This window comes from Prosthecobacter sp. (assembly GCF_046154365.1).
Lineage (GTDB): Bacteria > Verrucomicrobiota > Verrucomicrobiia > Verrucomicrobiales > Verrucomicrobiaceae > Prosthecobacter.
Genome location: NZ_JBJXFV010000181.1, coordinates 53,119 through 62,233 on the forward strand (window position 1 = coordinate 53,119; position 9,115 = coordinate 62,233).

10 protein-coding genes are annotated in these 9,115 nt (G+C 57.6%); 8 read left to right on the forward strand and 2 right to left on the reverse strand.

The window, feature by feature from the left end; all coding sequences use genetic code 11:
• Positions 1-4 precede the first annotated feature (4 nt).
• A complete protein-coding gene (locus ACKVY0_RS23055) occupies positions 5-748 on the reverse strand; it encodes a hypothetical protein (RefSeq protein ID WP_409217209.1) in 744 nt (247 codons plus the stop codon).
• Positions 749-849: 101 nt separating this feature from the next.
• Here ACKVY0_RS23055 and ACKVY0_RS23060 point away from each other — a divergent pair, with 101 nt between their 5' ends.
• The 4 genes from ACKVY0_RS23060 to ACKVY0_RS23075 all read left to right on the forward strand — a co-directional run bounded on the left by ACKVY0_RS23060 (position 850) and on the right by ACKVY0_RS23075 (position 5,656).
• Positions 850-1,704: a hypothetical protein gene (locus ACKVY0_RS23060; protein WP_409217210.1), complete on the forward strand. Its 855-nt coding sequence runs from the start codon at positions 850-852 to the stop codon at positions 1,702-1,704.
• 27 nt (positions 1,705-1,731) lie between these two features.
• Positions 1,732-2,202, forward strand: a complete 471-nt coding sequence (locus tag ACKVY0_RS23065; RefSeq protein ID WP_409217211.1) for a hypothetical protein — start codon at positions 1,732-1,734, stop codon at positions 2,200-2,202.
• 371 nt (positions 2,203-2,573) lie between these two features.
• Positions 2,574-4,748, forward strand: coding sequence for a hypothetical protein (locus tag ACKVY0_RS23070; RefSeq protein ID WP_409217212.1), 2,175 nt, complete (start codon positions 2,574-2,576; stop codon positions 4,746-4,748).
• Positions 4,749-4,756: 8 nt separating this feature from the next.
• Positions 4,757-5,656, forward strand: coding sequence for a hypothetical protein (locus ACKVY0_RS23075; RefSeq protein ID WP_409217213.1), 900 nt, complete (start codon positions 4,757-4,759; stop codon positions 5,654-5,656).
• A 33-nt stretch (positions 5,657-5,689) separates the two neighbouring features.
• On the opposite strand, the gene ACKVY0_RS23080 is transcribed toward ACKVY0_RS23075, so the two are convergent.
• Positions 5,690-6,445 (reverse strand): phosphodiester glycosidase family protein, encoded by a 756-nt coding sequence (locus tag ACKVY0_RS23080; RefSeq protein WP_409217214.1) that lies wholly within the window; start codon positions 6,443-6,445, stop codon positions 5,690-5,692.
• A 49-nt stretch (positions 6,446-6,494) separates the two neighbouring features.
• Here ACKVY0_RS23080 and aroC point away from each other — a divergent pair, with 49 nt between their 5' ends.
• From aroC to ACKVY0_RS23100, 4 genes are all read left to right on the forward strand, one after another.
• Complete coding sequence (gene aroC / locus ACKVY0_RS23085; protein ID WP_409217218.1) at positions 6,495-7,580, forward strand: chorismate synthase; 1,086 nt, start codon at positions 6,495-6,497, stop codon at positions 7,578-7,580.
• A gap of 4 nt (positions 7,581-7,584) precedes the next feature.
• Positions 7,585-8,307, forward strand: a complete 723-nt coding sequence (locus ACKVY0_RS23090; protein ID WP_409217215.1) for a hypothetical protein — start codon at positions 7,585-7,587, stop codon at positions 8,305-8,307.
• Between the two features lie 108 nt (positions 8,308-8,415).
• The gene (locus ACKVY0_RS23095) at positions 8,416-8,649 is read left to right on the forward strand and encodes an addiction module protein (protein ID WP_409217216.1); all 234 of its coding nucleotides are present in this window, start codon (positions 8,416-8,418) and stop codon (positions 8,647-8,649) included.
• The gene (locus ACKVY0_RS23100; RefSeq protein WP_409217217.1) at positions 8,649-8,945 is read left to right on the forward strand and encodes a type II toxin-antitoxin system RelE/ParE family toxin; all 297 of its coding nucleotides are present in this window, start codon (positions 8,649-8,651) and stop codon (positions 8,943-8,945) included. Before ACKVY0_RS23095 ends, ACKVY0_RS23100 begins: the two co-directional genes overlap by 1 nt.
• Positions 8,946-9,115: the final 170 nt, after the last annotated feature.

The window sequence follows — 9,115 nt, forward strand, 5'->3', positions numbered from 1 at the left end:
TCGGCTACTGCTCCACATAATATTTTCGCTGGCCCTGAGGATCTTGAACATAGGCTCTTGGCGTGTCGCCAGCAGAGCCCGCCACCATGCCATAACTCCAGCCCGGCGGTGCTGGCGGCATGCGCGCCCCATTGGGGGCAATCACTTGGTTGGCGACGTTGTCGAATTTCCAACCAACAGGGAGTCCAGGAAGTGTTTGCGGTGGAATCGGAGGAGTCGAGGGAACTGGAGGCGGGGACTCTTGAACTGCCTGCTGCGCGACCTGCATCGGTTTGTCCGGTATTGCAGGAACAGCTTCCGCGACATCGAGCGCGGCCATGATTTGCCCCCGTGACCAGCCGCTGCGCCAGGGAGAATCGCTGCTTTCGCGAAAAAAGGGCACGGCAACTCCACGTTCGGAATCGTCGTCGGCCCCCTTGACGGTGAAGCCGGCATAAGCCACTTCGCCACTGACAATGAGCCGTCGGGGCTTGACTTGATTTTCCAAGGTTTCTGCAAGCACTTTGGCCGCAGCGAAGACACCCGCGTGAGCATCTGATGCTGGAACTTCCTGGGCTGGCCCGCCCGCCGGTTTGAGCTTTTGCGATTCACTCAGCTTGCCGCGTAGATCGGCCGCCTCCGACTCCTTGGCTGCCAGCCTTGCCTCAAGCTCCACCACACGCTGCTCGACACCGGTGGGCCCTTCTTCACAGCCGCTCAAGAGCAAACCGAGGAGCAACAGATAACGATGGCTAATGCGTTGTTTCATAGGTTGTGTTTGGAGTTCACGCCTTGAGCATTAGGCAAATATCTTCCAGTAGAAACAAAAAAGATTGCCTTCAAAGGAAAATACATTCTACTCTTCATGCGTTGCTCTCTCCCAATCACTTTATGAATTCAAGACACTTCGCCGCCGGTCTGACCCTCCTGCTTTCCTCCGTTCAAACGCTTTCGGCACAGGAAACCAACCCTCTGGCTGGAGCCACGGAAAAAAATACGGCCCATAAACTGGCCTTCCCCAATCCTGTTTTTCGCCTCATTGGCATCGAAAACACGCTGAAGAAGCAAGGGGTTAAAATTGACTGGTCCGCTCATTACGACAAGCTCGCGGCCACGAAACTGGACGCCAGTGCGCTCAAGGGCGACAAGGGGCGGCTTGGTTTTGCGGTGGGCGTCCGGCTTGCCGACGGCGCCATCGCCCTGCTCGCAAAAGAAAAATCAAAAATTGCCGCAGCAGCCCGGGATGCGGAGGAGTTTGCTGGCTTGCTGGGCATCCCCAAACAGCAGATCACTTCTGGCAAGTCGCTTTTGAAAGCCATCGAAGACAACGACTGGGGTGCGATATTTGAAGAGATGGGGTGGATTCAGCAGGAAATTGTCAGCCAGATTGACAACAAGGACAAAGATCTGAGCATGACCGCCTTGGTGGCGTGTGGTGCCTGGCTGCAAGGCATCCGCTATGCCACCAGCATCGTCAGTGACAACATGGCGGCAGAGGATCTGTCCAACAGCTTGCGCGGCCCTGCGGTCATTGAGGGCATTCTCGCCGAACTGAGGAAAGCTCCAAAGGACATTCAGGCCTTGAAAGCCGTCAAGGACAGCGTGGCGGTGCTCGAAGAACTTAAGCCGCTGGTGTCGATCAAGCGTGACGAAAAAATCCCCCATGACAAGCTCAAGCTGATTCACGATCTCGCCACCCAGGCCACGCAATCCGTGCTGAATTAACCTGTCACAGTCAACCATCCAACACGCATGAAAACATCCACCCGATTTCTTCCTCTCCTCACCACGATGCTGACTCTTTACGGCACAGGATTAAATTCACAGTCTCCGATTGATATCAGCCTGGAATCCGATCCCATGGCGGCGCGAGTGGATGCCCGCAAGATTGCTGTGAAATTTCGTGATCGCGGCTATCGCATCACCCCAGTCGCGAATGGCGACAACCTCACCCCATTCACACAGTTCGATTTGAACCTGACGAAGGGCACCGACTGCGTCATCATGGTGGGGATTGACTCCGCCATGCCGGATGTTGACCTCTATGTGAAGGATGACGTGGGCAACATGATCCGCGCAGACACGCGCACCATCAATCGCGCGTGTGTGGAGTTTAGCGCCTCTTACAACGGTGACTACACCGTGGTCGTAAAGCCATCAGCGTCTGATCCTGTCGGACATTTTGCAGTGCTCATCGGCGTTCAGCCTTCGGGCTATCAATGAATCTGAACTTCCAAGTCTCATCAACCCACCACCCATCATCTATGAAAATCGCTCCAATTTTGTTCCTTGCTCTTCTGTCCTCCTGCGTAGCGCCACCGCCACCACCGCCCTACTGCCCGCCTGTCAGAAGAACTTGGACCCCTACTGCAAAACCAACCCCCACGGCCTCGACCAAGTCAGGTCGCAATGTCAATGGACGTTTCATTGATAATGTGAAACCGGAGGACGTCGAACCTGTGCGCACGGTGATCAAAGTCGAGAATTAGTCGCAGAACAACACTGCATTCTCTGACAGCGCGTCCCGCACCGCATAGGGTTTTCACCCTCCTACGGCGCGGGACGCTATTTTTTAAACTCCACCCCAAACTACCATGAGACTGAAGCCTGTTTGCACCTCGGTGCTGATGGCTCTTGCCGCCGTCGCTGATCTCAAGGCGACGATCGAGGAGCAGGTCATCGCCATTTTCCAGGAGAAGTGCGCCTCCTGTCATAAAAAAGGCGACGAAGAGCCCGAACTGTCGAAAACAACGGACCTGTCGGCTCTCAGACGCAATGACGATTACGTCAAAGCGGGTGACTCGGCAGCGTCGCCGTTGCTCAAACTCCTCAATCTTCCGGAGGGTGACAAAAAGCGCATGCCCAAAAGCAAGCCCAGCAAACCGCTGCCAGCGCTGAATGCGGAAGAAAAATCCATCATCGCCCTCTGGATCGACGGTCCTGCCAATGTGGCGACCCGCGACTTCGTGGACGAAGGCCAGGTTGCCAAAGCAGTGCTCGCAGACATCCAGCACCTGCAGAACCGTGCCGCCGGAGTTCGCTATCTAAGTCTCGCCAATTTATACAACGAGCGCGATGCACGCGGCAAACCGCTGCATTCGGACATTTTTCTGGAATACTACCGGACGGGTGTCAGCAAAATGCTCAACAGCCTGTCCTCCAATCCAAAGATCATTACCGTGGAAGCCATTGATCCCGCCAGGGTGGTACTGCGTGTCACGCTTGGCAGCTACGGCCTGGCTCCTGAACTGTGGAAAAAACTGGCGACTTCCTACCCTTATCGGGTCAACCGAGGTTTGCAGGCCGCGATTGACGCTGAAAAAATCCTGGGAGTACTGCCACTGATGCGTGCCGACTATGTGGTTTTCGCCCTGGCGCAGCCACCACTCTATCACGAGGCGCTCGGCATTCCTGGCGGGCAGAAACAGCGGGCGGCAGACGTGGCGTTGGAGACAAAACTGGGAATTGACTTTGATAAGGCCGTTCAAAACCCGGACGCCGTTCGCGCAGGCTTCCAAAAAAGCGGCGTGTCTCAAGGCAACCGCCTGATTGAGCGCCTGCCACGCCCGGATGGCGGTTACCTCTGGAAAAGCTATGACTTCGATCCCACGCGTCAGAATGAACGTGGCGGCGATCTGTTTCGGGCTCCGCTAGGACCCACGAATGCTGAACTGACGAAAAATTCCAACCTGAAATTCCTTCACGATGGGGGTGAAATTGTCTTCTCCCTGCCCAATGGCCTGCAAGGTTACATGCTGACGGACGGCAAAGGTTTAAGGCTGGAGGAAGCGCCTTTGAATGTGGTGACAGACTCCTCGCGCAAAGACAGTCGCATCATCAACGGCATCTCCTGCATGAGCTGCCACCGTGACGGCATTTACATGACCAACGTAAAGGATGAGGTGCTCGCCGCCACTAAGAACCTGAAACTGGACCCTGAAGACCAGGCGACCATCGCCAGACTGCATGATTTCCCCAAATTGGAGAAGTTTTTCAAGGCTGACAGCGAGCAGTACATGCGAGCCGCTGACCAATGTGGCCCGGCAGGAGACCAGGAGCCCGTCGCCCTGCTCTACAATTATTTCCGTGCGCCGCTGTCTTTAAGTTCACTCGCGGTGGAATTGGCCGACAACTCGCCAGACTTGCTGGCCCGTCTGTCACAGTCAGCCAATGAATCGGTACGAGCTACCGCCGCCAAGTTCCAGAGCGGCACCCCCGTTCCCAGAATTGACTTTGAAAAAGTTTTCCCTCTCTTCGTGGCGGAGCTTTTGATTGGGCAGGTGCCGCCGCATGACCGGCTGGCCCTCGTCGAATTCGGTGGCAATATCGATAATAAGATCATCACCGACCCAGACGCTGCCGGAGTTGGTGTCCGCCTGACTGAACGCAAAAAACGCGACCTACGGGTGATTGATGCCGAGAACACACCCATGGAAGCGCAAACGACAGACGGGGGAGTCAAGGTCACCAGGCACCCTCCGGGCACACGACCTGGAGTGGTGCCGATTGAACCTCCGCGAAAAGTCATCCGCATCATGCCCGACGGTTCCACCGCCCCGCCTGAAGCCCCCCCTCCCGCATCCACCACCAGTCCAAGCACCGCTGCGGCAGCCCCCGGCACTCCTACACCCAGCGGTCGCAAGGTGTTTAAGATCGTGACACCAAAGCCAGGTGAAGATGATTTCAACTCACCGCCCGTGGTCAACCCTTCCAAACCTGCCGACACGCCCGCGCCAGTCCCTCCCGCACCTGCGCCGCCCCCCAAGTGATTCCAAACATGGCCACAAGTCTGATCTCCCAACCTGTGTCCAAGAGAAACGCGATCATCATTGCCGCCACTCTCGGCTTGGCTGCACTGCCGTGCACCAAGCTGTGGGCGGCTGAAGCATGTGCTGAAAAACCTGCGAAAGGCGTCGCGACTGGCGCTGAAGCAGCCGTCGTTGATGCCAAAAAAATAGCCGCAAAATTTCGCGACCGGGGTTATGTGATACAACCGCTTGCCAGTGGTGATTCGTCCAGCCCGACCATCACCACAATTGCCGTGGAGCCAGGCCTCGACTGTGTCCTGATGCTAGGCATCGACAATGGCCAGGCAAAAGCTGGCTTTGACCTTGTTGTTAAAGATGACATCGGCAGAACCGTAGCAGCAGACACTCGATCATTGAACCGGGCTTGTGTAGCGTTCGGCAGTGCCAGAGGAGGTGACTACACCGTTTATGTGCAGCCAGTCTCTGCCGCTCAGAAAGACCGCATCTGCTGGGCCTTGCTCATGGGAACCCGCAGTTATTCGGCACAGGCGAATGAGGATGCTCAAAAAGTAGCGGCAAAATTCCAGGCGCGCGGTTATGAATTCCGCACCTTGGGCAAGAGTGACAACCAGCAGTTGGTCGGCACCTTCAGTCTGGACCTGCCCAAGGCCAGCGACTGCGTCATCATCGTGGGAGTGGATGAATTTCTGCCTGGTGCCGACTTGGTGGTGCATGATTCTTCTGGCCGTGTCGTTGGCAAAGATTCTCGCACCCTTAAAAGAGCAGCCGTGGAATTTTCCACGGCAACTGCGGGCCGTTACAAGGTCACGGTGGAGACATCGAAGCAGACGCCTCTTGGAGCCTATGTGGTGCTGGCGGGCATCCAGCCGATTGGTCCGATAAAGCAAGGTGGAACGCGCACTCCTTGAACACAGCACCTGCGTGCCAGATTCCAGTCACTATCACTCCGCCACGAAAAACATCGCCGCAAAGGTGTTCGGCGTCAGCTTTGCATCCGGTGCTGGATTGATGAGCATCGTGGAAATATCGCCATCAAGGTAGAGCACATCTTGGCAGCCGAGGTGGATGAAAAACTGGGTGAACTGATGGAACGTCACGCGACCTTTGACGGCATCGTCACGATCGCTCATGGCGAAAATGATCTGGCCGTCCTTGGATCTCACGCCCACGGCATTGCGCAGGCGTTTGTTGGGGGAGTTGACGGTGAAAGCGGGATGGATCACGCCGTTGCGCAGCATGAGCGGGCCGGATTGCGTGGCGAGGCGCGGTTTGAGGCCGCTGTTGGCGAATTCCGCCGCCTCCATAACGCCAGGACCGGTTTGGGCGTCGAGGTAGAAGATGCCGTTTGGTTTCAGGTAAAAATTGCCTTCACCACCGCGCAGATTCACCGGCACCAGTTCGCGTCCGGCACAGATGGTCAGCCCGCAGGGCTTCGGGCCGCGCTCGTAGATGCCTGCGTTGGTGGCGAAGATGATTTTCTTGTTTTGCGCGGTCAATTGCTGGCGCAGGCCGTTGAAATCGCCCAGCGGTTTGCCGTTGGTGCCGAGCCAAGCGAGTTCGAGGCGTGACCAGTCGGCTTTGTCGATGCGGTAGAGGTGATAGCGTCCGCCTTCGTGGTCCACGGTCTCCGCACCGTGCAGGTGCGAGGTGACGGTGGCACAGCCGAAGATGGTGAGAAGCCAGCGAGGGAGTTTCATGGGGCGAACCATTTGCAGCATGTTCATCCCCGTCCATGATGAAAAACACATGTCCAGCAGTCTAGGCACACTCTTTCGAATCAGCACTTGGGGCGAATCCCATGGCCCCGGCGTCGGCGTTGTCATCGACGGCTGCCCGCCGAGCATCCCGCTCACGGCGGCGGACATCCAGGCCGAACTCGACCGCCGCCGCCCCGGCCAGAGCAAGATCGTCACGCCGCGCAAGGAAGACGATAAAGCCGAAATCCTCTCCGGCGTCCTCGATGGCCTCACGCTCGGCACGCCCATCGGCATTTTTGTGCGCAACACGGATCAGCGTCCTTCCGCCTACACGGAAATGCAGCAGGCGTATCGCCCCAGCCACGCTGACTACACCTACGATGCCAAATTCGGCATCCGCGCCGTCTCCGGCGGCGGTAGATCGAGTGCGCGCGAAACGATTGGTCGCGTCGCCGCCGGTGCCATCGCCCGCAAGGTGCTCCAGCACTCGCTGAACGGCTACGAATGCCTCGCCTATGTCAAAACGGTGCAGAACATCCACGCCGAGGTTCCCACCGGTGCCGCGCTGAACTCCGCTGTCATTGAATCGAACATCGTCCGTACCTGCGATCCCGTCGCGGCGGAGAAAATGATCACACTCATCGAAAACATCCGCAGCGAGGGCAACAGCGTCGGCGGCGTGATCGAATGTGTCGTGCGCGGCGTGCCGCCCGGCCTCGGAGAACCTGTGTTTGACCGCCTGGAGGCCGATCTGGCGAAGGCGATGCTCAGCCTGCCCGCCACGAAGGGTTTTGAGATCGGCAGCGGCTTTGCTGGCACCACCATGACCGGCCTGGAGCACAACGACGAGTTCTTCATGGACGGCAAAACCGTCCGCACTCGCTCGAATCGCAGCGGTGGCGTTCAGGGCGGCATCAGCAACGGTGAAGAAATCGTCTTCCGCGTCGCCTTCAAACCCACTGCCACCGTCCTGCGCGAGCAAAAGACCGTCACCAACTCCGGCGAAGACACGACATTATCTGCCAGAGGTCGCCACGATCCCTGCGTGCTGCCGAGAGCTGTGCCGATGGTTGAAGCGATGGTGCATCTGGTGCTCGCCGATCACTACCTGCGGCAGCGGGCGCTGCGAGGGTGAGGTCATGCGTTGGAGTGCCTTCCTTTTGATGAGTCCGGCATGTTTTGCCGGTTACGGCGGTCCATTGCCGGAGATCAAGGTTGGCACAACCCATCGAGAAATCGTGATCGCTGAGACGCCTTGGTATGCGGGGCAATTCTCGATCTCACAGGCGTTTCTGGTAGGCACCGTGATGGATGTGTCGGCCGAAGTTCAAACCAAGCCCCAGCAGATCTGGCTCTCCGAGTCATGCACCGTGCGGGTCGATGCTGCATTTGGCCATCTGAACCAGATCGAAGGTGTCGAGATTGCGAAACTCCAATCTGGCTCAGAGCACTCACCGTATGTGCCGGTTGACGACGATTGGGGCCAGCTACGGCATTTGAAAAAGGGACAGAAAATCCTCGTGCTGCTTCATTCATATGAGGGGGAGCTTTGTTTTGGCTCCAAAGCGCTCATTGTGCTCCGTGATGACATGAACGCGCTGCCGGAAATGCTGCGGCGGACCGCTTTCAATTCGATAGAATTCAGCGACGAAGAACTCATGACCTTGAAGACGGCCTGGCCGTTTTTACACGACCAAATTCTCGAAGAAACAGCCGCAGAACGTAACATGTATGCCGAGGAGTCGAGGCTCCGCCGTCAGGCAATGAAAAGCATTGCTGGTTGGGCAGGATTGACTGCGCTTGTCATTTTTGTGGCTTACCGATTGTTGCGCAAGCGGATGGCTACGCGATCAAATCAGTGAGCAACTGACCGCCGTTCACGATGTCGATCGGGCGGAGTTCTCGTCGGGTTCGCCGCCGAGGGTGTATCCATGGTTGAAACTTCCGCCCCCGCCCGCTAGAATCTTCCCATGACTGCCGCCGCCCTCGACATCAACAGCGTCCTGCAAAACGTGCTCTCATTGCCACATCCCGAGCGTTCCTACCTCGCTGAGCGGCTGATCGTCAGCCTTGACGACGACCGCGAACTGTCGCCCGCTTGGCGTGCGGAGCTGGACGCCCGTGTACAGCGCCGCCTGAGCGGTGAAACCCGTTCTTACAGCCGCGAGGAAGTCAGCGCGCATCTCGAAGCCATCATTGCCTGATGCGCCTGACCTACACTGCGGAGGCACGACTCGAAATGGGCGAGGCCGCCGGTTACTACCGGAGCTGCCGCAAAGAGCTGGCCCGCGCGTTCAAACAGCGCATTGAGGCCGCCGAAGATGACATCATCCAACACCCGGAGGCATGGCGCAGCCTTGGCGATCCCTACCGCCGCAAGCTGTTGAAGCAGTTCCCTTATGGCTTGGTGTATCATCAGCCAGAGTCCGGCTGGATTGAAGTCGTGGCCGTCATGCATCTGCACCGCGAACCTGATTACTGGCGCGAGCGCGTGGAGTAAGGACCGCCTTCGTTTGAGCTACTGTAAAAAATGCGAGACGAACCGCGTGCCTACGCGATCAAGTCAGTGAGCAACTGACCGCCGTTCACGATGTCGATCGGACGGACGCCTTCGACGACGATGCGTTTGGAGGCGTTGATGCCGAGCAGACGATACATCGTGCGGGCGAG